We start from the raw sequence: 22,190 nt of genomic DNA, 5'->3' as shown, positions 1-22,190 counted from the left end.
GGTCAATCCGCTTCCGATGGCAAATCTACCCTAGTGAAAGTCAATCTTTTTTGACGGCCGCGCGGTGAGGCTTTTGAGACTGATGAGCGCAGGCGTGTCGATCTTCGATGCTATGCGCCGGGCGAGTTCCCGCAATTCGAAAAAGCCGTCAATACTCATCAGGCTCAATGGTTGGCCTGACGAAGTATCCCACCGCAAAGGTGCTTTGTCTTGCCTGTACGAAGATCCGTTCATCTCGCAAATGGCGTCGTATATCGCCTGTGCGATCAACATTTCGGCACGGATACGCTCTGCGTCTTTTTGGCTATTCACGAGAATTTTCCCCCAAACCCGCGCTCCCCCTTAGTCGGTTTTATTGGGCGCCGCTAGATCACGCGGATGTGACACGTCGGATAAAATCGATTGATATGGCGGGGGAGAGCACGCCGCTGCTCCCGAGTCCCACTGCTCACTAGTTTTAGGCCTAGACCCGCTTTCTAAGCGGCGCGTACAACGCGCATGATCGCTTCCCACCAATAGGCGAGGAACCCAACGGCGACGCCGCCGAGGGCCGTTCCAGCTATGCCAGACACGAACAGCGCACCGATCCCGCGTTGCTTCCATTGCTTCACCTCGTCGGTGATCGCTTTGGAGTCCTTGACATCGCCCTTCATGGCGGCGACTTCGACGCTTAGCTCGCCGATGCTTTCAACGACCTCGTCAACGCGGCGATGCACTACGGCGCGATGTTTGTCGCCGTCCGCAATGCTCTTTTCGATGCCCTCGACCTTGGCTAGCAAGATACCAAGCGTGCGCTCGACGGAGGTTTGCGCCATGCTAGAGCCCTGCATTCCATTCGCGGACGCCATCAACCTGGCCCGAGCACGTATCGAGCCCGGCGCCGTTGACGTCGCCGCGCACGATCCAATCTTCTGTTTTCTCGGGGCCGCCCTTTTTGTGCCAGCGCTTCGGGCACGGCTGAATCAGATACGCCGGCACCTTCTCCCGAACCGTCACAGTCTTGACCACAACCGGCGGGCTAGTGGTCGTACAGCCGGCGCAAACTGTCAGGGACAGGAGCGTCGAGATAAGAGCGGACGTTTTCATCTTTGCCTTTCAGGTCGGCCCGAGCCGTGGTTGTTTCGATTAATGCGGTGTTCGCGGCGGCAAGCTTCAAGGCTAGGTCCGCCGCAATCTTGTCGTTGGCGGCATCCTGCTTTTGCATCCGGTCTATGGTGTCAACGCTCACCTTGTTTGCGTCCACCGCCTTGTCGAGATTGCCTTGCAGCCGAGCGGTTTCCGCCTCGGCCTTGATGGCGTTGCCGCGATAGACGGCCGCCGCACTAAAGAGCCCGAGGAAGGCGAGCGCGACGAGGCCAGCGATGATGAGCTTGATTTGCATCAGCGAATCCCCGACACGCAAAGCTCGGCCTCGCCGATACGTTGGGCGTCACCCATTTCGCGGCGATTGATGAGGCCTTTGACTACTTGCCCACCGGCCCGGTTGAAAGCGGTCTGCGCTTCGCACGCCTCGCGGTATTTGTTCGCGCGAGTGAAGCGTGCCGCCGATGATTTGCAGGCGGCGCCGACCCCGAAATTATAGGCGCCGGAAATGAGCGTGGCTTGAAGGCTGATCGGCTTGCTATCGAAACCGGTGATGCACTTCGTCAACGGCTTATAATAGTCGTTGGTTACGCGCGAGATCAGCATGTCATAGCACTCGGCTTTCGTCCTCGTCATGCCGGGGCCGATGCCTTTGGTTTCGCCGTAGCAGATGTCGTAGATCTTCGCGTACCGGTCCCAATGTGACTTGAGCACCAGGCCTTCCCACGGGATGATTGCGGCGTCGACGGCGAGCCGCACCGCCGCCGGAATTGGCTCGGGCTTCGCAACCATGTAACGGCCGCCGACAAGGGTCGCGACCGCCATGACGGCGGCAATTGCGTTGCGTGCGCGGTTGCTAGACTTGATCTTATTGATTGGCATCTGAGGGTTTCCCTGAAACGGTTTCTTGAGGAATGAGGCGGGCGATAGCCGCCGCGACTGAAAACAGGCCGGCGAGCAATCCGAACACCGGGGCCGGGATCGGCAGGTAGCCGAAGAAAAACGGCCACGCGGTATCGATGGCGCCGAGCACAGCGGCGAATACAGCGGCGACGTTGAGGCGGAACGACCAAGCGCGGCAGACCACTTTTCGCCAATTGCTGATGAGCTTCATGGCGCGCCCTAGCTCGGAACATCGATAATGAAACCATCGGTCGGCGGCGTGGATTCCACCGGTTCCGCCGGGGCGTCCGGGTCGATCTTGTCGTCGTCGGTTGGCGTGGTTTTCTTGACGCCGGCCGGGACATCGGCTTGCGCCTCGGCGAACAGTTCGGCGTCAATCGCGGTCGTGTAGGCGCCGCTGGCCGAGTAGGTATGAGTCGCGCTCTTGATGCGCCATTCCGCCGGAATGTACGGCCGGAAGCTGGACAGGATTAGCTTGGCCTCGGCCTGGACCGATGGACGGCCGCCGATGGTGCAAGAGAATGAAGCTTTGCCGCGCGCGCTCTTGTTGCCATACGACTCAGCGGCGGCCTGTGCCTCGGCTTCGTTGTGATAGGTGTAACGGAGGTCATGGAACGGCTCTTCGCCGGTCGTGGCCTCTTTAAGCTCGCCGCTGCGAAGATCCGTCCAGAAGGCACGCACGCCGCCCTTGGCATCGGTTCCCGCGTCGTCCGGGGTATCAATGATGTAATCGCCTTCGGCTTGCTCGGCGGCGGTGTTGCCAGCGGCCCCGGCGGCGCCTTGTGCGGTGGAGCCACCACCGTCAAGGCCGCCGGCCTCGCCCGCTTCGTCACGGGCGGAATACTTGAATGAGAAGGTGGAGCAATCCGCCTCGACAAGCGTAACCGTTGCGAGGGCTTCGCCGGTAACCGCCTTGGCGGTGCCGCGCTTCGCCACTGCGAGCTTGCCCGCCACGGGGCGCGCAACGGCGTCATGCCCGGCGGCGAGGCGGGTCGCAAAGGACATGTCCGACTCGTTGCGCTGGTCAATATGGCGCATGACGATGCCGGACAACGCGGGGTCAATCTTGGCCTCGTATCCGTTCCGGCCAGCGATTTCCGACATGATCGCGCCGAGCGTCTTTTGATGATAGCTCTTGGTCTTGGGCGTCCGGAACGACTTCGGCATCGCTGCAGATCTGCCTGTGACTTTCAGCACCCGAGGCGGCGAAGAAACGTCGAGGTCATCGATAAGGTAAGGGCCGAAGGTGACCGCTTCGCCTTCGCGATAGCCGAGGGTCACGGTGACGGTCGAGCCGATAAGCGGCATCGCCGCTACGGCTCCGTCGCTCCACCTGGCGCGGTCGTCTAGTTCTATCGTGACCCGGTCGGACTTGTCTTCCGCCTCGTCATGGCACTCCACCGACAAGAGCCGGTCGGCGAGCCCGCCGGTGATGTCTTTGCCATCGGATGAGAAGGAAGCGAACGGGGTCATATCAACCCCAAATCCGAATTATTGGCGTAGCTTCCGGGCGCGGAAGTTCCGGCAGATTGACCAGAGTTCCGGCCGAGAGTACCGGCCCGAGGCGCGCCAAGCCGGGGTTTGCTTCGTACACGCGTTCGACAGCAAGCGGTTGCTGGCCCTTCTCATAGAAGCGCCAACAAATTTCATCGACCATGTCGCCGTCTTTGGCGCGGTAAAGGTCCACAAGCCACCTGTTTGCAATTGGCAAACACTGTACTCGACCCGAGCCGCCGGTCGTACCCACGATCCGGGAAAGCTGGCTTATCCGCCATCTGGCCCATAGCTTTTGAGGTCAATATTGAATTCCTGTTTTCGGGGCGCGCCGTTGTCCAGAAAGAACGTTTGCGTTTCATCGACACCAAGGATCACGAACAATCCGAAAATCCGGCCAAGACCGGAAACCAGCATGTTCGGTTGACCAAGCGAGGCAATGGCCCTCATGGCGTTCAATTGCCCGAGCCCGCCGCGAAAGGCCGGGTAGATCGTGCCGCTCAAGAGGAACGATGTATGGCCGGCGCCGATGAACTGCATGGCGGGGTGACGGCCGATTCTGTCCTGGGAAACCCACCTATATTCATCGCTTCGTTCAAGCGCCTGATAGGCGGCGGTGGACAGGCTGAAACGAAACGGACCAAGACCCATCATTATCGACATCGCATCAATCCGACAGGCTTGATTGGAGGTTGGCCGAGTGCTGCGCCGCCGCCGCGCCGAGCGCGCGCGTGACCATGCCTTGCGCCTCGGCCGGCGTCATGCCCTGCACGTTGACGGTGACACCGCCAACGTTGAACGGCGCGTTGACGGTCTGCGGCTCATGGGCGATCAGCGGTTCCGGCATCACAAAGCTGTTCGTGGTGACGGTGCCAGCCTCGACCTTGTCCGTCCTCTCGGTCGCTTTTCCGAGGTCCCCAATCGGTTTCATGAGGTCGCGCCAGGCCGCCGTAAACCCGGCGGTCACGTTTTCCATGGGCCTGACGCTCGGGGCGAACGCTGGCGCCGCCGCTGGCCGCTGTTCCGCTGGCGGCTTTTTCACCATCCCGCCAACCCTGGCGCCGGCATCGCCCGCCGCCGCATTCGGCGATACCGTGGTGAGATCAAACCCGAGCCGAGATTTGATGCTTTCGGGAAGCCAGCCAATGAGGTCGGCAACGGCTCCTTTCAACCACGCGACAACCTCGCCCCACTTCGATTTCAGACCTTGCCAGATGGAGTCCACCATCGCGGCCCCAACGTCATAGAGCTTGCCGGGAATCGATTGGATGTAGGCCACGGCAGACGAAAACAGGCCGGTGACATAATCCCAAAACTCGCCGAAGAACTTCGCGATGGAATCCCAATTCTGATAGATCAGGTATGCGGCGCCAGCGATGGCCGCCACGGCGGCAAGGAACCATCCGACAGGGGTCGCCATGATGGTTATGCCAAGGGTCACAAAGGCGGCGCCAACGGCCGTTAGGGCGGTGATGAGCGGCGCCGCCGTCCATGTCCCGAGCACGATTAAAACGGTCTGCATCGGCCCGCCGAGGAAGTCCACAACGGGCTTGATGGCGTCCAGGAAGGCCGTAAAGTTTTCGGCGATGCGGCTGATTTCCTGCCGGATATCCGACGCCGGATTCATGAGGTCACGAAGCACGCCCGCAAACGTATTCACCCAATCCGAGATAGTGGACCGGACCAAGGTTGCGTTCGCGTCAAACCACTTCGTGGTGGTTTCGATCAATTCGTTCATGACCGGCAAAAGCTGGACGCCGAGAAACAGCTTGAGCCCGTTCACCCGGACTAGCAGCGCGTCGAGGTTGTCGCCGAATTCATCGGCCGCCGCCGCCGCGCGAGCGCTCATGACGCTGCCGGTGCGCCGAGCCTCGGCCCGCAATTCGGCGAGTCCGTCTGCGCCATCCGACAGCATCTTGACCATATCAACGCCGGACTTCCCGAAGAGCTTGAACGCTAGCTCATTTCGGCGAAGCGGATCTTTGACGCGGGTAAGCGCCGTCATCGTGTCGTTTAGAATGTCCTCGGTTGAACGAAGCTGTTTGTTCGGCCCCTTGAGGACAACGCCGAGTGATTTGAAGTCCTTCGCAAGCGCCTTGTTCCCGCGAGACGCGGCAGACGCATTGATCCCGAGTTTTTGAATTCCCTTGGTCAGGGACTCGGATTCGATGCCGCTCATTTTGGCAGCGAAGCGGTATTCCTGCAGCGCCTCGACGCCGATGCCGAGCTTGAACGAAGCTTCGCCGATCTCGCTGCCGAGGTCCGACGCACTCTTCGCCAGCGCATAGGCGCCAGCGACGGCGCCAGCACCGCCAAGGCCGAGGAGTCCGACGAATGAAGAAAGGCGGCCGGTCGTTCGCGCCAGGCCGTCACCAAGGCCGCCTATGGCCCTGCCGAGGCGCCCCACGGACGCGCCGATGCGGTCGAAGCCAAGACGGGAGCTAAGAGCCGCAAGGCGCGCCTGCAACCGCTTAATCGGCCCGCTGATGCGGTCAATCAGCGATAGCCTTACGGCGGCTTCTGCTACAGGCTTCCCGGCCATTTACGTTTTCGCCCTTGCGCGCTCGGCGGCGAGCTTGCGCCACATGACGAGTTCCGAAAGATCCATTTCCCACATTTCGGACGGCGGCCAATGGAAGACGGTGGCGATGTCCGCCATGAGGGCAGAGACGGACTCGAGCGTTACGCCCGCTTCCGCCTCCCCATAAAACCCTCAATGATCTTGCCGAGCGCGTCGATGTCTTCGGCATCCAGAAGGTCGAAGGCCTCGGGCGGCCATCCCGCAAGCTGGCAGATGATGAACGCCGTTTTGTCGATGTCCGATTCCTGTCGGTCCATGCCGCGAATGTCTTTGCCCTTGATGCGGCGCAAGACGGCTTCCTTGACCTCGCGACCCTCAAGGTCGATTGACTCGACCAGCGGATGCCTGATTTGTTTGCGAATATCGGTCATTGACGGACTTTCTTAAAGGCCGATGGCGTTGCGCTGCGTCGCAAGCTGATCGACGCCGCCGATGCGGCGAACCATGTTGATGATGTCAATTTCCACGTACTCGACGTCGGCCTGGCGGTAGCGGAAGTAATCGAGTTCGTAGGTGAGCGTCTTGGTCGACTTGGTGCCCGGCTTCCATTCGCTGAATTCGGTCACCGCTAGGAGTCCGCGCATGTTCACAACGGCGGCCTCGGCGTTCTTGCCTTGCGCCTGCACGGCACCGCGAGCGGTAAGCGGAATGTTGTCGACGCCGATAAGGCTGATGATGGCGGGGTCGTAGTCGGAAAGGATGATGGTTGCGGTCATCGCCTCCATGCCCATTTCCAGTTTCTTCGGCGCGTCCATGCCGCCGGCTCGGTGCTCTTCGGTAAGCAGCGTGATCGTCGGCAGCGTTATGGAATCGCAGCGGCCCGCAAAGGAGCCGCCGTCGAGATAGAGATTGAACGCCTTTAGCTGGCGCGGAAGGGCAGCGGTCATATGACAAGATCCTCAAGGAAATCGTTGACGATGCGCGACCGGAAGATGACGTGCTCGGCCGGATAGGGCGGCGTGAAATCGATGTTGAACCACACCTTGCCCTCGGATATCGAGGCCGGCGAATTCAGGTCCGGGTCGGCGTAGCATCGGCCGCCGATAAGCGCGCCCATCGCGACAAGGCTGCGAATGTAGGCGTTCACGGACTCTTCAACATCATCGATATAGGTCTTCGTGATGTTGCGATCCACGGCCCAAAGATGGGCGCGAAGGATGGAGTCGTTGATGATATCCGCCGTGCGCACCACGGACAGGAAGGCGAATTTCGCGTCGCTGGAAAGCGTGCGGTTGCCCCAAAGGCGGTAACCATCCTCGCGGATTATGGTGGCGACGTTGCCCTCATTGAGGAGGTTGGCGCGGCTATTGAAATCACCCAGGGCGAAGTCGATGGCGCGAGCGGTGCCGACGATACCGTTGATATTCTGGTTTGACGGCGACCACCAGAATCCGCGGTCATTGTCGATCTTGGCGATGAGCCCGGCAACGGCGGACGAAGCGGGCTCATTGACCACGTTGGCGCCGCGCGCAACCTTCACGTAGGGGTCAACCACATAGACCCGCTTGGAGCCGAAGTCGTCCGCATAGGTGAGCGCGGCGGCGTCCGTGCTGTTCGGGCCGTCCGCGATGATGACGGCTTTGAGGCGTTCCGCGATACCGATCAATTCGGCGACAACAGCGTTTGCTGTGGCGCCGAGGGTGACGGATGCGGCGGCGCCGGCAAGATTGGCCGAAGCCGCGAAAGAGAAGGTCGGGGCCACCGTGTAGCGGCCCGCCGAGGTGATGGCGATAGCGGTAAGCGCGCCGCCGGCAACCGTAAACGTGCCAGCGGCGCCGCTGCCGGTGCCGCCGATGAAGGCGAGCGGGAAGGTACCATTGGTGCCGGTCGCGCCGGGAGTAATGGCGCCGTGGCCGGTGACGCCGAGCGGGCGTTCCCCGGTGAACCCTGGCGCGATAAGAATGCGTGGGGTGACGCCAACGGCGGACTGCGAGTCCATGGCGATGTGAACACCATCAAGGATGTTCGCCAGGGTTTCGCCGTCGTCTTCGCCTTCCTCGACCCGGCAAACCACGATGACGGCGCCGATCTGGTCAAGGATGAGGTCGACCGCATTAGGCAAGGTGCCGAGGCGGGTCGCCCCAACCGATACGTCCAGCTTTGCGGCCTCGCCACGGCTTCCCGCGATGAGGACAGGAGTCAGAAGCGGGTAGACCAGCGGGTCCGCGTCCGGTGCGGTGCCGACGATGAAAATGACCGAGGAACGGACAGTGCGGATCGGGCGCGGCCCGTCATCGATCTCGATGAGTTCAACGCCGTGAAGGAAGCCGGGCATATTTGCAAATCTCCGATGTCAGGATTTGCTATAGGCGCGCGTTGACGTTTCGCAAACGAAGAATGCGGGACTCGGACGGAGCTTGAGACTTGCAAAGCTCTTCCGCATGCCGCAATGACAAGAGAGGATCTAGCCCGAGGAATTTCGACAATGAGCATCCAAGCCCGTGCGCATTCGTTCCTCCGCAGCACGCCGCTGCGCTACTACTATCATCTGCTAAAGGCTCGAATCGGCGGCGCGCCCCAATCCGATGAAAGCGCCATTCTCGCCCGGCTTGCCGTAAACTGTCCGCGCACCTTCGTCGAATTCGGCTTTCACCCGACAGAATACAATTGCATCGGCCTCGCTAACTTCAACGGGCTGCTAGTTGACGGTGACGACACTACGGTTCGCCTCGCCAAGGCCGTCCTTTCGAGCCGTATAGAGGCACGGCAAAGCTTCATCACCCTTGACAACATCAAGACCCTCGGGGCGCACTTCCCAAAGCTCGGGGTACTCTCTGTCGACGTCGATGGAAACGATTACTGGTTTCTCAAAGAACTGTTGCCCGTAAAGCCGGCCGTTATTTCCGTCGAGTACAATGCAAGCCTTGGTCTAAATCCGGTCACAGTCCCTTACGATCCGTCTTTTGATCGGAAAGACAAGCACGAAAGCGGCTGGTATCACGGAGCGTCAATAACGGCTCTGACAAAACTTTGCAAAGATCACGGCTACAAGCTCGTCGCCGTTTCTGCGGCTGGCGGCAATATATTCTTCGTGCCGGAATCTTCTAATCTGCCGGAACTGGAGCCGGCACAAGCATATCGCGAAAGCACCCTGCGCAACAGATGGTCTGGCACGATGGCTAAAGAGCAGTGGGATCGAATTAAGCACATGCCATTTGTCGATGCCACATGAGAGAGACTGAAATGAAAACGTACAGCGGCCCACCACTTCGCTTCACGATCCATGCGGTTCAGCAGGAGCGGCAAGTTTCCATGCCGATTGAGACCAGCGAGGACGAAGGGGAGATGCGCAAGCACTTCAAGGACATCTGCAAGCAGATGCCGAAATTGCATGTAGCTCTATACGATGGCGAGGTGCTGATTGAAGAGCGCCGGCCGGACGCGTCGATCAATTAGTCGTCTGCCCGGACCAACGAGTCGGCCGGTACGTCCTTGCGAACGATAGCCCGAGCCGAGATTACCGCGCGGTCGCCAATCGTCACGCCTTTCATGATCATGGCGCCGGTGCCTATCCAAACATCGTTTCCTATCGTCACCGGCGCAGAACGGATACCTGGGTCGGTGCGGGGATGGCCTGTCCGAAAGATTGCCACCGTTTGGGCGAACCGCTTTTCCGCATCCATGGGATGCGAGTTCGTATCGTGGATTGCGACGCCGGAAGACACGAGCACCCCGTTGCCGATCTTGACCCCGGCGGCATCGGATGACCAGATGGTCGAACCGGCGCCCACGTAACAGAAATCTCCGATTTGGATATTCCCTTCGTGCGCGAAGATCTGCAAATGTCCGTCTACATTGCAGTCTGCGCCAATCTTCACCCGCGATCTGTCACCGTTAATATTGAAGATTTCAGCGCCCGCACCGAACCGAGTTCTAGGCCCGATGATTGCACTTTCCTTGGCCGCGCCGGTGGCGATCCACGACAATAGGCGGCGGCGAAGAGCAAGGATGGTTGAGAAAATACGCATTCGCAAACCTCTGCCATGAAAGCTCTTGTGATCTCAAGCAGCAAAGCGAGCGATGTTTTCGGCGTAGTCTTGCGCCACCACCTCGGCGGCAGTTCTTCCGGAAAGAGTCAGATCCGCGCCATAGGCCCTATGCAACACTAGGCCAGGGCAAGCGTGTTGGCCGACCGAGCCGCCGTTGCCCCAATTGAGCGGAACGCTATTCGCCGTGAGGGCCGGCGCGCCGAGCGCGATACTGGCGACCTGCACCTCATTTTTGAAATAGAGCAGATTTGCCCCAACCTTGGCGATTGCTACCTGTTCAAGCCCGTTCGGAGCGCCGACTGTCGCTGCACCCGTAGGGCTTCCCGACACAAAGGCATCCATTCTGCCAAACAGATAGTTGGTGGTGTAGCGGTGCGCCATCCATGGTCCGACGCCGGAATAGGCAGCGGAGGTGTTCTTTGTAAGCAGAAAGCCGACATGCCCGGTCGGGTCAACTGCCGGGTAGCTGACCATGGTCGAAAGCACAAAATCATGCGTCAGATCGCTTTGGAAATATTCGAGACCAGTCCCGATCTGGACGCGGCCGAGCGAGGCCGGAGTTCCAAGCAGAAGACCCTTGCGCGCCGCCGAAAACTTGATGCCACCGATCACGACCTCGGGTGCGCTCGTATAGCCCGAGCCTGGCGCCGTGACCGTAAATCCTGTGATGGCGCCGGCTGCTACCGTGGCGGTCGCAAGGGCGCCAGTCCCGCCGCCGCCGACAAGCAAGACGCTTGGGGCCGCCGCGTACCCGGTGCCACCGGCGGCAAGGGTAATCCCCCCGATAGTGGCGCCGGAAAGAACGGCCGTCCCCGCGCCGCCAACGCCGGCCGTTCCGTTCTTGATCCGGGCATTCGGTCCACCCGATACCAGAGAGCGGATCACCGCATCGTTCGCGACGATATCTACCTCCGGGTCCCAACAACCGAGGCGCATGGGATCAATGAGAAATAGGGAACCGTCGTCCAACAATCCGTCAGCCTTCGCATATGGATTGTTGAGGCCGGCCGCCATGGCCGTAGGGGACACCAAGGAAAAAGCGCGTGCCATTTTATATTCCTCGCGAGGTAAGTTGATCGTTGATGTATCCGGCCACAACCGCCCTGCCGAGCGCGGTCGTCGGGTGCGTGCCGTCACCGAAGAGTGACAGTTTCGCGATGGGGAACACCGTTCCTAGAACCGTGATATCCTGGGTGTAGCCGTCTGCAATTAGCTCGGTCTGCAGGTCGACGCTCTCGCCAGGGTACGCCGCCAAAATCGCAGCGGTGAGCGCTCGGCTATCCTGTATCTGCCGCTTGCTTTCGATTTCGGACGTTGCCAACCCGATGCCGGCCCCTGCACCATTTGCTTGGGCTGTCGCATCTGTCAGGCGGCCAAAGCCGATGTGATCGCAAGCGACCAAAACTTTCTTGACCAGCGGCCTAACGCAATTGACGATGGCGGCTATGTTGGCAAGCGTGGCCGCCTGGCTGTAAGTGCCTTCGCGGTGGTCGTTATAGGTCGCCCATACGATGACGGTCCCCGAAAACAGTTCGGTAAGAGGCATTTTCGAGGACGGGTCGGTCGAGCCGTACGCGATGCCGCTTTTGGGTACGATGATGACGGGATTAATGACCGGTACGGCCGAGCCGGCATCATCCCGCGTGAAGGTATAGACTGAAACCGTTTTCGATAGCGTGCCAGGCACGCCGGCGATTTCAACGCGTAGCGATCCGTTGTCGGTTCCCCAATAGCGCCAAATCGTGGCCGCGAGGCCTGTCACTGTCACGCCGCCGGACGGAGGGATCGAGTCCCCCGCAATCGAGCCCGTAAAGGGCAAAGCCCCTAAGCGATAGCCGATGTCATCCGACCGCTGTCCCGAAACGGCCTCGGAATGAACGGTTACACCGGGTCGCAACGGGATCAAGCCCGAGATATACCCTTGGCCGCCAGTCGTTGAAAGCGAGTTGCCGATAGCAATAATCGTGCTTCCCGCGATGACGGGGATTTCGTCGCCGCCGCCTACCGGTTGGAAGAATTCGCTGGCCGGGTTTGTACGGGTCGAGGCGTAGACGACGTAAAGGCCATCCTGGGTGACGCGTGGAGCGGTGTTGCCGCCCTCACTTGTGATCTGTGTCCGGGTGCCAAGAGTTCGGTTGTAGCGGATAATCTGCGGAACGCCCGCGATGTCCTCGACTGCAAAGTAGTAGCTTGATGAGTCCGCCGTGCCGGTGCTCGCACCGATTATCCGATCCGCCGCAAGCCTTGGAACGTATAGCGAGCCGTCTTCCATACAGGCGGCGAAGACCTGATCGTTAGGATCTTTGAAAACGAGAAGGGCTTTCTTGCCGTTTATAATTTGTTCGGCCGTCTCGGCCACTAAGCCGGGGATGGAGGCGGTCGTTAGGCCTGTCTCCTCGTCGTAGGCCAGATCGATGCTTTCGCTAACAAGCCCGAGCCGAGTTCGAAGCAATGCATCGTCTTGCCGCCAGGCGGCGTAAATCTTTCCGTCTTTGTCCTTCAGAACAAAGCCGAGGGCACCGCCGAACGCTACCCATTCGTGTACAAGATCAAATGCGGCGTCGAATGCCGCCTTGCTAGGCACTTCAAGATTTTGCGCCGTCGCGACGCCAGCTACGTTCTTGTAAAGAGCTTTGTAGACGATCCCACCGGAAACTCCTTTGGCCTCGAATAGCTGGCCTTCTGTGGTTGCCGCGATACCGAGTGCCGTCGTCTCGAATGGAATTCCACCCGAGGCCAGCACGATGTTCTTGGCTTCCTCGACCGTGAGGACGTCGGCCGCCGTTTGGTCCGCCTTCGCTACGGCGACGTCGCGGGCGTCGATTGCCTCATTTGTGGCGGCTTCCGCAATTTCATTCACATAGAAATTAAGCCACTCAAGTTCCGTGCCAACAAAGCCATTGTCGACAGCAATTTGGTATGCGCTTTTCCCTTGTAGCCCTGGCTCTCCCTCACCCGGCTCTCCCTTTGGGCCACGGTCGTCGGTTGCCTCGCCGATGTCAGTAACAAGCCCTAGCGGGCCAAGGTAGCCGCCGACGTCCGGCTTGAGGCCTTCGCCCCCGGTCCAGTCGACAACGCGCCTCACGCGCCGTTCACCGTCTGCAATAAGCGCTGTGACCATCGACCAGCCGTGGGCGCCGCGAAGACCAGATGCCAAAGTCGGATCAACCTCAACGCCGGAATCGCCGTTTTCATAAATCGCGTTAGACATTTGAGGTCACCTGAATATCGACGGGCCAATGGAATTTTCCGGGGATCGCGCGGGCGCCATCGCCCTCGCCCCTCACGAAATCGAACGTTACCGGCTTCGGCTGCATCAAAGCCGATGCGGAAGCGGGGAGAGAGATTTCAAACTTGCGATTGCCCGGCCGGGTGATCGAAGCGTCGAGCGTGTCGGCGGTCCAAAGGGTCTTGCCATCCTGGGAGAAGCCGGCCCTTATCCGGCCCGTGTCCATTTGTTCGGCATCCCAAAACGCCTGCCCGAAACCGACCTCGATCGTGATCGCGAAGCCGACCTTGATGGACTCCACGTTTGTAAAAATAATCTTCACGCCGGCCACCCGGTTTCGATATCGAGGGCGCCGAGTGTGACGGCATTGGCCGCGAGTATTTCCACGGTCAATTCGTCCTCGCGGTCGAAGCAAGCTTGTACGTGCTCCCGTACCGCCGCTGCCAAGGCGATGATCTGCGGCGCGGTGACGGTGGCGAAAACACCGTTCTGGACCTTCCACCGAATCGAATATCCGGGGTCATTGCTTGCCACCACAAAAGCGGCGGTAAGCATCGCCGTGCTTTCGCGGTCGGTGGAAATCGAAACGCCGTCGACCACAACGCCGCTTGTTTCTGCCTGCCACCTCCGGGCCGCGAGACGGGCGAGCGCCTTTGTGCGAAGCGTGGCGAGGCTATCAACCGGCAAAGAGAAGACCCCACCGCTGTAGCGGTAGCCAGGCACAACGTTTTCCTGCGCGGAAATGAAGCCTTCCGGTGGCTTGCCCGAGCGGTCGGATTGAACGACAAGCCCGCCGGAAACCAAGACGTGGTTGCTCATTGTGCCCCCCAAAATAGTACGCGCGTGTAGACTTCTATATCTCCGCTGCCAACGGGACTGCCGAAGTCGCTTCCCCCTAGAAAGTCAGTACAGTAGTGTTGAAGCTCATATGCGTTGCCCGCGACGACAGGCGCGCCGCCTACGCTGCGGCTCGCGGCCCGATTTCCTTTATTCGTGTACTCAGAACTGCCCGCGCCGACTGTTGTTCCTGCCGTAATATTGCGAAGCCTAGTCTTGTGGTTATCGATGGAATAACCCGGCGCATCCCATTCAACCCACCCGGCAACAGATGGTGTGAACCGATTTGCCGCCAGCGAAATGGTGGAAAATGCGTCCTTGACTTTTGTGTTGAGAGTTCGGGGATTCCAAACTCCAATCGAGGCCGACCCGCCACCTGTTCCGGAGAGTTTTTGATCCTCTAATATTGCGTCCGGGCCACGCCCCGCCGCACGCGCCGCATCCCTCAAATCCGTCGCGCGCCAGGTCCGCTGTATCGCCTCGACGCCGGCCCGAGCTATGGCCTGCGTGCCGTCCGCCTTCGTCGCCTTGCCGGCAAGCAAGGTCGTCATGGTGGTTGCGAAGTTCGGATCATCCCCGAGCGCGGCGGCGAGTTCATTCAATGTGTCGAGCGTGCCCGGTGCCGCCGCGACAAGGGCGGCGACCGCCGCATTCACCTCGGCCTTGGAAAAGACGTCGAGGGTTGTGCGAGCCTCTGCACCCGAATTCTTGGTAAGCACCGTCCGCATGAATGACGCCACCTGAAACGAAAGGCGGGCGTCATTAATCGTTCCGATCAGACTTTCCGCGTTCACAACGGGCGGCGAAAACGAAAGCACCGCCGCCGCAACAAAGGCGGTTGTGGCGAGCAACGCGCTGTTGTCGCCTGGTTCTTGCGTCGGCGCCGTTGGCTCGCCCGCGAACGCCGGGCTATCGAGGGTTGCCCGCAAGGCCAGAGCGGCGAACGCCGCTGCGACGTCGCCGTCAATCGCCCCGAGCGCGGCCACGACCTTGTCGAAGGACGTTTCCAGGTCCGTCTTGATGGGCAGTTCATAGAGACGATTTGGAGTCAGTGCCATTGCTCAACCTCAAATCGAAAACGAACGGAAGTCGGAAACCGCCGGGCGTGCGGCTGGCGTACCGGTAAGCGTCAGCCGCAAGCGACCTTGAACCGCCGTGTAGCTGGCGTCGGAATAGGTTCGTTCAAAGGTGCCGTCCGTCAGAGCCTCGACGGCCACCTGGGGCAGCGCCTGCCAGACATCATTCGCGGCGTCGTTTTCAACGACCAGAGTCGAGCCCGATGGCAGTTTCGTTTTCATGACCGCGTCGAGCCGGATCGCGGTGCCCATCGCAAAGGCACGGCTGACATACACGCCGGTCGCCTGCATCTTTCCGGCGATGGCGAGGACGTCGCGCCCCATGACAGGCGAAACCGTCTCTGTGCCCGTTAGAATGGCGCGTAGGGCCACAAGGCCGCTGAAGAAACCTTGCCGTTCCCAAACCTGGCCCGGTTCGATGCGCACCGGCTGTTCGCCTTCCGGCTCTATTTCGAAAAGCATGCGGGTATCGCCGGTCGGCAGGAACACTTGCGCTTCGGCGATGAAGTCGGACATATCAACCGCCGGGAAGGTGCCGAGGGAAACGGTCTTGGTGACAGGCGCGAACTTGGCGCCGTTGATGCGGCAAGTAAGATCTTCGTCTTGATGCGCTGTCCATGTGCTGGCGTTGGACGAACTAAAACGCACCCCTACCGTGTAGGGCTGCGCGCCTATCCATTCCTGACGGGTCGCGTCGAAGCCGCCACGCGCCGCAAATGAAACCGAATGATCCGGATCGTTCGTCTTGAGCACAAACGCCGTTTCCTGGCCTGCCGGAATGAAGACGGGCGGATTGAAAGAGAACTTGTGCCAGGCCCCGATAAGCGCGGTGTTCATGTCGGTTTCGGTTTGCGCGATCACATCAACGGTCGGATAGCCGTTGTCCATCGTGACGATCTCACAAAGGACGGGCTGATCGATGTCCCCGAGCGCGCAAAACTTGACCTCAATCGAGGATATGTGGCGGCCTGCGGTGAATTGGAACGACTGCGCAACCGGGTCGGGACCGCCGCGCCCGCCGCCCTCGCCGCCGCGCCCGCGAGCGGGCGATTCCTGAAACCGTTGAACCCTCGTCACAAGCTGATTTGTGGTTATGTCAATGCGGCCTTGACCAACGAATGAAGCCTCGGCGGTGGCACCGCTGCCGCCGATGGCGTCAACAAGCTTGGAACCGGAAGCGACATTCGGGGGGATCAGGAATGCGCCTTCAACGCGGCCGTTCGCGTCGCCGACAAGCGGGCCGGCTGGCGTGATGTCGAGGCCGTCAAAGGCCAGACTGTCCAGGGTTTCGCCGGTGCCGAAACCGTCGATGACGAAGGCAACGGAGATCTGCCGAAGGAATCGCGCCGTCACCTCGCGGGTTGACGTGACGACTTCCGTATCGGTGACGCGACTCCTGTTGCCTTGGCCGAACACTTGGGTATCAGGCGAAAGCCAGATCTCTTGCGTCTCGGTCCAGAAGTCTTGCGAGGGCGTCAAGCGCATCTTCGCCGGCAGCGGAGAGAATGCCTGATATGGATTAATCTTCGTGCAGCCCGTGACAGCCTCTTGGCTTACGACCGGTTCCTCGGTGAAGTTGAGGCAGACTGGCGCCGAAAGCGAAAGCTCGTTGAAGGTCGGGACAATCGGAATCTGAAACGAGCCGTTGAACACGGCGCCGTTCTGGACCTCGCCGGCATCGCGGTAGCGGTCGCTGCTAAACGGATCAACGAAGACGCCCTTTTTTGCGACCGGCTCACGCGCCGAAATATCAAGCTCAAGGCGCGCAAGCGAGACAAGGTTGATGGTGTCGACCAGCTTGTTGTACATGCGGTCGATGGTCCGGAAAGGATAGGAGCGGATGCCGTTGTTGATGACAACGGGCGTGCCGAACCAATCGTTTTCGACTACGCAAAGGGAAAGTAGAGTCGCGGGCTCGGCCGGCGGTTGCGGCTGCTCAATGGCGGGAACGCCCTTGAGATAGACGATATTGCCGTCTCTATCGAGGCAGATGCGATCATGGCGCGGCAGGCTGTAATTGTAGCTCACGAACACGGCGCCGCCGGTCACGCCGCCGTCGACAGTCACGGTCGACGGCCCGACAGCCAATGGCACCACGGCGTCGAGATACCGATAGGTCACGTCATAGGATGAGCCGCCGGCCGGTTCAACGCCGCCAGGCGCCCAATCAACACGATCTCCCGAGAGGGTATAGTCGACCACCACGTCATAGGTAGTGGCGCCCTGCTCCACCAAGGAAATCGAGACGACGCCGGCATGGCCGAGAAGGTCACTTGTGTTCGCAACGGCGCCACGCACGACGGTTTCCGTGGTTTCCTTTGTTATGATAACCGTCGAAACCGAATTGATCGGCGTGCGATTGAGGGTGATTACCGCTGTTCCCGAGCCGCCGTCATCGAACGTATGCGGCTCCGAAGCAATGTTGAGAATGTCCGGCGCCTCGGTTTCGCCGTAGCGCGTCGCGGTGTTCCGGGTGCGCTTGAAGCCGAGAATATTTGCCGTGCCTTCCTCAATCGAAAACCATTGCTTGCTGGCGGACAGCCCGAGCGGCGTGACCCGGCACCCGCGCGCGATGTAGTTTTCGTGGGCGTCGTAGTCATAGACCGCTATGGCTTGGTTGAAGCCGGACAGGCTCGGCGGCGCGGTCTGGTCGACCACGAAGCCGTCACGAAGCTGGTAAACGCGGTAAAGGTCGCCGTCTTCGCCGTCGCCATCCCATCCCCACGAAAGCGTAAGCTCTTCGCGTACCGCGCCGGGCTCGCCGTAGGAACGGATCGCCTCTTCGTGCAGCCCCAAGAGCGAAGGATCTTCCTCATGCGTGATGATGGTTGAAAGCACCCGCACGCCTATGATGACGTCGCCAAGGATGGGCAGGGCAGCAAGAGCGGCGGCGGCCACCGGGCGGACATCGCCGCGCACATAGACTTCGCCCGCCGCGAGCGTTGCGTCGCCGGTGAACGGGTCCACGATGATGTCGCAACCCTTCACCCGGTCGCCGTCATGGGCCACCAGATTGCCAATGTTCGTGCGCTTGCGAGCTTCGATTGAAAATGCTTCGTTGATCTCGCCGCCCTGCGCAAATTTGCGCTCGCGGATAAGCACGCGCTCACGCGGCACGCTCACTTTCGAGCGGTCGTAAATGTCATTGAGATCCGGGCGAACCGCCGGATCAAATGCAAGATATTCTTCGTTTTCCGCCATGTCAGATTTCCATTGTGATGGTGACGTGCTGGCGCACCGTCCGGCGGAATGCGAAATTGGCGGCCACCGTGCCCACCGTCATGTCGGCCGCATAAAACCCGTCTTCAAATTCGAGTTCGCTTGGCTCAAGCCAGAGCTTGCCCGGCTTCTCGGCGTCAACGTTGCCGGCGCGAAAAACCAGAGCAATGGAAGTGCATTGCGCACCCTCGCCGTCACGAAAATCTGTCCTGGCCTCGATCTCGAGAAAGACGCGATCCGGCGCGGCGTCGTGGTTGGCCGTAATGTCACGAACGGCAACGGGTCGGCGGTATCCGATGGCCTCGCCGTCCGCATCGAAGAAGCCGACATAGACGGGCAAGCGGCGGACAAGAAATGACTTGAAGGCGGCAACGTTGGTGACGCCTTCCCAGGATATGCCGGGCGCATCCCACGGGAAGTCGCCCCACTCAAGTTCGTCGCCGAGCGCGATATTTACGCCAAGAGCGATGCGGTGATCTTCGTCCACAACGACGTTACCGGCGAGGTCTTCGCCGTGACTCCACTTGACGGTGCCGCCGTCAAGGCGCTCGCCGCTGTCATCGCCCCAAAGCGAGTCGCCCCAAAGCCCGTCGCCATATTCGAGGGTGCGGACGTCATAGCCGTGCCAACCTCGGATGAAGACGGAGCGCGCCGGATCTGACAGACCGACTAGGTATTCGGCGTCACGAAGCACCGGCAGTTCCGAACCGGGAACCGAGCCCATGCCAACCTGATACCGGTTCCACTTCCGGCGACCCACATTCTGATCTTCGATGAACGGAACTGGGTAACCGATCCACGACAACGACATCGCGACGCCAAGCGGCGTTCCGCGCACCCGCTGCCAGGCGATGCCGGCTGCGATCAGCATTCCGTCGTCAAGGAAGTATTCCGAAATCGGGCCAAGGCCGTATTCGGCTATGACCCAAGGCGAGAAAGTCGCTTGGATCACAGGGCCATATTTCAGGCCCGCTACGGTGTCGATGTACGGCCCGAAATACGGAGTCCGGTCCAGCGACTCCGAAAGAGCGCGCTCCAACGCCGTGGCGTTGTTTGGGAGAAGGTGAAGCGCTGTCAACGCAACCTCCCCGCGTAATTGATAGTGATCGTTCCGAGCACAATGGCTTGGTTGTCACCGGCGACAACAGGTGCGGCCGGCGTCACGACTTCCACCTTTGAGACGCCAGGGATATGGACGCGCGAGGCGATCCACGAAGGGTTGAGGTCGAAGCCGATTCCGGCCTCGTCAAACCATGCCGCACGGATCAGCGCTTCCATGCTGTTCGTGATGGCGAGCGGCGCATTCGGCAGAAGCGAGACGTTTAGAACGATGCTTTGCGGCGCCTGCGTGGCTGACAGGACCTCGATAACGTCATTGACGGCGCGGACACCGGCGCCGCTCACCGCGTCCGTTACGGCCGCCAGCATGGCGGCGTCAGGCACGCCGCCGTCGACGCTGGACAGAAGCGCGATGCGGATCTTCGGGCCGCCGTCCACCTGATAGACAGCGACACCTTTGACCCGCAAGTCTGCCGACCGCGCGATGAACGAATAGCGCTCTTCGGTGCCCGCCGTGGAGCGGCCCTGTATTGCCAGAACGGTACGGATGCGAAGCGATTCATCCGTCTCGCCGATTAGTCGGAACACGTCATAAAAGATGGAAAGGTGGTCGAGGTCCGAACCTGTGGCGAAGAACAAAAGGTTTGCCTTGGCGACGTCGTTGACGCGCTCGCGCAACACGATGTCTTGATACGAAGACGCCTCGATAACCTTGATCGCGGGGTCGCTTTCGAGCAAAGCCGAGTAAGCCGGGTCAATTTCGATAAGCTTATTGATCGTTTCTAGGCGGATTTCCTCATACGAAAGCGTGGCAATAATCGCCGGGACTGGTAGTCCGTCCAGCGTATATTGCGCTTCAGTCATTTGATGACGATTCCGTTGAGGGAAATGATCTTTCCATCCGGCAGATAATCGCCGGATAGACTGAATTCTATAGCCCCGTCGCCGAGCGGAACAAACGAAGTTTCCCGCAATCGTAGGCGCGGCTCCCATCGGTCCAACGCCTCGGCGAGCGCCATATAGATATCGACCGCGAATTCCGCGGTGACCGGCCGGTCGATGAGATTTGGAATGTTGGAACCGTAGTCACGGCGCATCACGCGCGTACCGATGCGCGTCGACAAAATGTCAGCAATGGATTGTTTCAGGTGGTCGAGCCCATCAAGCTCTTTGCCGGTTCCGGCGTTCATTCCGCGCATCTGGCCTCCTACGCCACGGGGCCGGTGAGGCTACCGCCTGGCTCAACTCCGGTATGCTTGTGCGAGTCCGAAATGTTCTTGCCGTTGTGGGTTAGCTCGGCGGACTCGATGTCGACGGCCCCAGGCGCCTTGATCTTGATGTCGCCGCCGTTGGCAACTATCGAGGCGCCGCCGCCGATGTTGAGCGCGAAGCTACCGCCTTGGGCGACATCCATTTTGTAGGCCTTGGCCTCGTCGTCGTACTCAACGACGGTGCCGTCCGGGTAAACTGTCCGGTGAATGTTGCCCTTGTCTGCAGCCTGCTTCGCCTGGGTGGCGATGGACCCTACAATGACGGCCTGTGACGGGTCGCCAGACGGCGAAACCATTACGACCTGTTCGCCTTCATCTAGGCTGTCATAGGTCCGCGTGTTCCCCGCCCTGGCGCTGGTAAAGGGAAGCCAGTCGCTTTCGAATTCTCCGGCCTTGACCCGATAACGCGCCTTGGCATGATCGACTTGCGAAACCTTCCCGATAAGGACGGTGTTCGAAACCCGGCGTTCAAGATCCGTGAGGTTTTTGTCGCGGCGCTCAAGCATCAGATAACGTCCGTGACGTCGACATAATCCGGTTCATTGCCTGGCCCGGTTTCAGGGTCAAAGCCGAGCAAGACAGTCGTCGGCCTCCCCGTCTCGTCGGCGACGAGGTGCGTGTAATAGATGACTTCGAAAGTAAGGATCGCAGTCCATAGCGAAACCTCGCCTTGTTCCGCGAACGCTATGGCGGTGCCGGTGAGTGTGCACCACTCGACAAGATTGTTGATCGTTGGGTTCGCGTGGATCGCGTTTTCAACCTCAAAGGCGCCTTCGTCCACGACCTCGGCCCCGGCGTCGCCGACACCATAGAATTCGACGCGTAGCTCCATGATGCGGCGGCGCACCCCGCCATCGTGGCGGAAGTCCGGGTCGATGCGTTCGTCGGCGCTGTAGACCACACCCACGGGCATGGTGCGCGCGTCCAGGGGGAAGTCGCGGCTATCGTAAAAGCGAGCCTTGGCGGCCGTGGGGAACACTGGCGGGTCGCTGGCGTCCGGCGTCACCAGCAAGGCGGCAACTGCGGCGCGGATGATCTTACGCGGGTGCGCCGCCATTCGCTAAATCTTTCGAAGGTGAAGCTTCGTGTTCTTCGAAGAATCGCGAAGCGTGTCGATGACGCGAAAGACGCCGTGACCCGAGATCGTCACTTCGTCATCTGGCAACGGTTCGAAGCCGAGATCCGCGTTGCGCACGTCGAGGACGGGAATGCGAGATCTTGAGGGAAGGCTACCGCCGGCCTCAAGCGCCTCGGGGTTGTAATCGAAGATCGCGGCGAGGTCCGTCTTGATGGCGCCGGTTTCTGTCCGCTTGTAAATGACGAAAACGGACTCCCTGAAAGTGTCCCGCACAACTGCGGTTAAACCATCTAGGAGCCCGTCCCAATCCATTGCGAACCGGCGGCGCTTTAGGCGCCGGCCGCCTCTTTTGCGCGAAGCAGCATTTCCGG

Annotated in this window: 28 protein-coding genes; 2 read left to right on the top strand and 26 right to left on the bottom strand. The window is 60.3% G+C overall.

Translation table 11 applies throughout. From position 1 onward, the window contains the following. Positions 1–30: 30 nt before the first annotated feature. The 13 genes from EOB36_RS18220 to EOB36_RS18160 all read right to left on the bottom strand — a co-directional run bounded on the left by EOB36_RS18220 (position 31) and on the right by EOB36_RS18160 (position 8,336). Positions 31–312 (bottom strand): hypothetical protein, encoded by a 282-nt coding sequence (locus EOB36_RS18220; protein ID WP_126106038.1) that lies wholly within the window; start codon positions 310–312, stop codon positions 31–33. Between the two features lie 164 nt (positions 313–476). Then, positions 477–815, bottom strand: a complete 339-nt coding sequence (locus EOB36_RS18215; protein WP_164547174.1) for a DUF1515 family protein — start codon at positions 813–815, stop codon at positions 477–479. A 1-nt stretch (position 816) separates the two neighbouring features. After that, positions 817–996, bottom strand: a complete 180-nt coding sequence (locus tag EOB36_RS34420; protein WP_126106036.1) for a hypothetical protein — start codon at positions 994–996, stop codon at positions 817–819. Positions 997–1,018: 22 nt separating this feature from the next. After that, positions 1,019–1,381, bottom strand: coding sequence for a hypothetical protein (locus EOB36_RS18210; protein ID WP_128285399.1), 363 nt, complete (start codon positions 1,379–1,381; stop codon positions 1,019–1,021). Then, positions 1,381–1,965 carry a lysozyme gene (locus EOB36_RS18205; RefSeq protein ID WP_164897547.1) on the bottom strand — a complete coding sequence of 195 codons (585 nt, stop codon included), beginning with the start codon at positions 1,963–1,965 and terminating at the stop codon, positions 1,381–1,383. Before EOB36_RS18205 ends, EOB36_RS18210 begins: the two co-directional genes overlap by 1 nt. Further along, positions 1,952–2,197 (bottom strand): hypothetical protein, encoded by a 246-nt coding sequence (locus tag EOB36_RS18200; protein ID WP_128285398.1) that lies wholly within the window; start codon positions 2,195–2,197, stop codon positions 1,952–1,954. The genes EOB36_RS18205 and EOB36_RS18200 overlap by 14 nt, the downstream gene beginning before the upstream one ends. Positions 2,198–2,205: 8 nt before the next feature. Further along, entirely contained in the window at positions 2,206–3,459 is a 1,254-nt protein-coding gene (locus EOB36_RS18195) for a contractile injection system protein, VgrG/Pvc8 family (protein ID WP_128285397.1), read from the bottom strand. Position 3,460: 1 nt separating this feature from the next. After that, the gene (locus EOB36_RS18190; RefSeq protein ID WP_281033474.1) at positions 3,461–3,691 is read right to left on the bottom strand and encodes a tail protein X; all 231 of its coding nucleotides are present in this window, start codon (positions 3,689–3,691) and stop codon (positions 3,461–3,463) included. 59 nt (positions 3,692–3,750) lie between these two features. Beyond that, the gene (locus EOB36_RS18185; protein WP_245467829.1) at positions 3,751–4,143 is read right to left on the bottom strand and encodes a phage tail protein; all 393 of its coding nucleotides are present in this window, start codon (positions 4,141–4,143) and stop codon (positions 3,751–3,753) included. Positions 4,144–4,147: 4 nt separating this feature from the next. Then, the gene (locus EOB36_RS18180; protein ID WP_128285396.1) at positions 4,148–6,022 is read right to left on the bottom strand and encodes a hypothetical protein; all 1,875 of its coding nucleotides are present in this window, start codon (positions 6,020–6,022) and stop codon (positions 4,148–4,150) included. Positions 6,023–6,162: 140 nt separating this feature from the next. Further along, positions 6,163–6,432: a phage tail assembly protein gene (locus EOB36_RS18170; protein ID WP_128285394.1), complete on the bottom strand. Its 270-nt coding sequence runs from the start codon at positions 6,430–6,432 to the stop codon at positions 6,163–6,165. Positions 6,433–6,444: 12 nt separating this feature from the next. Beyond that, complete coding sequence (locus EOB36_RS18165) at positions 6,445–6,948, bottom strand: phage major tail tube protein (protein WP_126106027.1); 504 nt, start codon at positions 6,946–6,948, stop codon at positions 6,445–6,447. Continuing rightward, entirely contained in the window at positions 6,945–8,336 is a 1,392-nt protein-coding gene (locus EOB36_RS18160; protein WP_128285393.1) for a phage tail sheath subtilisin-like domain-containing protein, read from the bottom strand. The genes EOB36_RS18165 and EOB36_RS18160 overlap by 4 nt, the downstream gene beginning before the upstream one ends. Before the next feature lie 150 nt (positions 8,337–8,486). Here EOB36_RS18160 and EOB36_RS18155 point away from each other — a divergent pair, with 150 nt between their 5' ends. Both EOB36_RS18155 and EOB36_RS18150 read left to right on the top strand, forming a co-directional pair. After that, complete coding sequence (locus EOB36_RS18155; protein WP_128285392.1) at positions 8,487–9,233, top strand: hypothetical protein; 747 nt, start codon at positions 8,487–8,489, stop codon at positions 9,231–9,233. Then, positions 9,230–9,457 (top strand): hypothetical protein, encoded by a 228-nt coding sequence (locus EOB36_RS18150; RefSeq protein WP_128285391.1) that lies wholly within the window; start codon positions 9,230–9,232, stop codon positions 9,455–9,457. The genes EOB36_RS18155 and EOB36_RS18150 overlap by 4 nt, the downstream gene beginning before the upstream one ends. Here EOB36_RS18150 and EOB36_RS18145 read toward each other — a convergent pair. From EOB36_RS18145 to EOB36_RS18085, 13 genes are read right to left on the bottom strand one after another with little or no spacing between them, the layout of a single operon-like run. Next, entirely contained in the window at positions 9,454–10,029 is a 576-nt protein-coding gene (locus EOB36_RS18145) for an acyltransferase (protein ID WP_128285390.1), read from the bottom strand. The two genes, EOB36_RS18150 and EOB36_RS18145, sit on opposite strands and share 4 nt — an antisense overlap. Positions 10,030–10,062: 33 nt before the next feature. Then, complete coding sequence (locus EOB36_RS34685; protein ID WP_206637180.1) at positions 10,063–11,148, bottom strand: hypothetical protein; 1,086 nt, start codon at positions 11,146–11,148, stop codon at positions 10,063–10,065. After that, positions 11,102–13,261 (bottom strand): hypothetical protein, encoded by a 2,160-nt coding sequence (locus EOB36_RS18135; RefSeq protein ID WP_128285389.1) that lies wholly within the window; start codon positions 13,259–13,261, stop codon positions 11,102–11,104. The genes EOB36_RS34685 and EOB36_RS18135 overlap by 47 nt, the downstream gene beginning before the upstream one ends. Beyond that, on the bottom strand, positions 13,254–13,601 hold the full coding sequence (locus EOB36_RS18130; protein WP_164897546.1) for a hypothetical protein: 348 nt from the start codon (positions 13,599–13,601) through the stop codon (positions 13,254–13,256). The genes EOB36_RS18135 and EOB36_RS18130 overlap by 8 nt, the downstream gene beginning before the upstream one ends. Continuing rightward, positions 13,598–14,098 (bottom strand): DUF4376 domain-containing protein, encoded by a 501-nt coding sequence (locus EOB36_RS18125; protein ID WP_128285387.1) that lies wholly within the window; start codon positions 14,096–14,098, stop codon positions 13,598–13,600. Before EOB36_RS18125 ends, EOB36_RS18130 begins: the two co-directional genes overlap by 4 nt. Further along, a complete protein-coding gene (locus EOB36_RS18120) occupies positions 14,095–15,174 on the bottom strand; it encodes a hypothetical protein (RefSeq protein WP_128285386.1) in 1,080 nt (359 codons plus the stop codon). Before EOB36_RS18120 ends, EOB36_RS18125 begins: the two co-directional genes overlap by 4 nt. A 9-nt stretch (positions 15,175–15,183) precedes the next feature. After that, entirely contained in the window at positions 15,184–18,393 is a 3,210-nt protein-coding gene (locus EOB36_RS18115; RefSeq protein ID WP_128285385.1) for a DUF4815 domain-containing protein, read from the bottom strand. A 1-nt stretch (position 18,394) separates the two neighbouring features. Further along, positions 18,395–19,450 carry a hypothetical protein gene (locus EOB36_RS18110; RefSeq protein WP_164897545.1) on the bottom strand — a complete coding sequence of 352 codons (1,056 nt, stop codon included), beginning with the start codon at positions 19,448–19,450 and terminating at the stop codon, positions 18,395–18,397. Positions 19,451–19,485: 35 nt separating this feature from the next. Then, positions 19,486–20,334: a baseplate J/gp47 family protein gene (locus EOB36_RS18105; protein ID WP_128285383.1), complete on the bottom strand. Its 849-nt coding sequence runs from the start codon at positions 20,332–20,334 to the stop codon at positions 19,486–19,488. Next, entirely contained in the window at positions 20,331–20,660 is a 330-nt protein-coding gene (locus EOB36_RS18100; RefSeq protein ID WP_128285412.1) for a GPW/gp25 family protein, read from the bottom strand. Before EOB36_RS18100 ends, EOB36_RS18105 begins: the two co-directional genes overlap by 4 nt. A gap of 17 nt (positions 20,661–20,677) precedes the next feature. Beyond that, positions 20,678–21,247: a phage baseplate assembly protein V gene (locus EOB36_RS18095; protein WP_128285382.1), complete on the bottom strand. Its 570-nt coding sequence runs from the start codon at positions 21,245–21,247 to the stop codon at positions 20,678–20,680. Further along, the gene (locus EOB36_RS18090) at positions 21,247–21,798 is read right to left on the bottom strand and encodes a hypothetical protein (RefSeq protein WP_128285381.1); all 552 of its coding nucleotides are present in this window, start codon (positions 21,796–21,798) and stop codon (positions 21,247–21,249) included. Before EOB36_RS18090 ends, EOB36_RS18095 begins: the two co-directional genes overlap by 1 nt. A 3-nt stretch (positions 21,799–21,801) precedes the next feature. Further along, positions 21,802–22,131, bottom strand: a complete 330-nt coding sequence (locus EOB36_RS18085; protein WP_128285380.1) for a hypothetical protein — start codon at positions 22,129–22,131, stop codon at positions 21,802–21,804. Between the last annotated feature and the right edge of the window lie 59 nt (positions 22,132–22,190).

This window comes from Mesorhizobium sp. M6A.T.Cr.TU.017.01.1.1, from assembly GCF_004023115.1.
Lineage (GTDB): Bacteria > Pseudomonadota > Alphaproteobacteria > Rhizobiales > Rhizobiaceae > Mesorhizobium > Mesorhizobium mediterraneum.
The sequence above is the reverse complement of the archived record's forward strand: the minus strand, read 5'-3'. Positions and strand labels throughout refer to the sequence as shown.